General features: G+C 41.6%; 1 protein-coding gene. It reads left to right on the forward strand.

Translation table 11 applies throughout. The features are described from left to right. Nucleotides 1–810: 810 nt before the first annotated feature. Nucleotides 811–1129 (forward strand): NUDIX hydrolase (locus JET16_RS29750; RefSeq protein ID WP_199624862.1); only part of this gene is annotated, 319 nt, incomplete at its 3' end.

Here is a 1129-nt window from a genome sequence, read left to right on the forward strand (position 1 = left end):
CACTTAAGGTGGTGGGGCGTCGTGAATGCACAAACGTTATCTGAAATTTCCTGAAGCTTTAACAAGAAGAGCCCACCAGACCAACTTAATATGTTAATATATGGGTGTCACCTTGAAAAGCTCGAAGAACATGATATTACATTTAGAAGTTCGCGGATCGAGCTAGAGGTGACGTTTTTTATTATTTGTTCATATGGTCTGGACGCAAAATCCATTTGAATTCACCTTTAAAACCAATAATTAATACTTCAAGGAAGAAAGACGTGGCACGTTTCAATCAAAGGATAAAAGCCTCTTTTTATAACCATGTATTGGATTTGACGATAGAATGGGAAAGAGGCGGAGGATTATTGATTAGATTGGTATCGGCGGCGTCTAGGTACACTCTGAATGCAAAGGGTTACCTAGATACAGCGAGTATGAAACGTGCCACGTCAGTAGCTCGAGGAAGAGTATTATTGGTAAAACCTTTTCAACCCAATGAATTAATGTGGTTGAGAAGAAGGCAAATTCAAACATGGATTTTGCTCGGGCGGATTCAGGCGGAAACTTCAGATAACATAGAATTCACGCTGCGGGCTAGCAGGGAAGCAGAATCGAAGGAGTAAGCCCTTGGTCCGCGAGGAGTTTTAGCAGGGAAGAGTACTCAGCGGACAACCCTCACCACCTAACCGCGAAGCGGCCGGCGACCTTCGGGACTAAGATAAGAGCTATCTAAGTCCCGAAGGCCACCTTAAGGTGGTGAGGGTTCGTGAATTCAAGGACGTTATACGAAACCCTTGCAAAATACTCAAGAAAAGAGGAAAACCTATGGAGAGAGGTCAAGATGCAGCAGGAATAATAGTTATTGATGATCAGGATAGAGTCTTATTAGTACATCATACTTATGGAAAGAAGCAATGGTCCGTACCTGGTGGTATGGTTGAAGATGGAGAATCAGTTTGGGAGGCAGCGGCGAGGGAGCTAAAAGAAGAAATTAATATTACTGCTAAAGACATTGAAGTGTCTGGACTATATTTTCAGCCACATAAGAATAGATATATCTATACTTTTAGAGCACGTACTTACGAAGGTAGATTGGAAGTTGATAATACGGAGATTGATAATTATGGATTTTTTAGTTTAGATC

Origin of the sequence: Paenibacillus alkalitolerans (assembly GCF_016482785.1) — a bacterium.
GTDB lineage: Bacteria > Bacillota > Bacilli > Paenibacillales > YIM-B00363 > Paenibacillus_AE > Paenibacillus_AE alkalitolerans.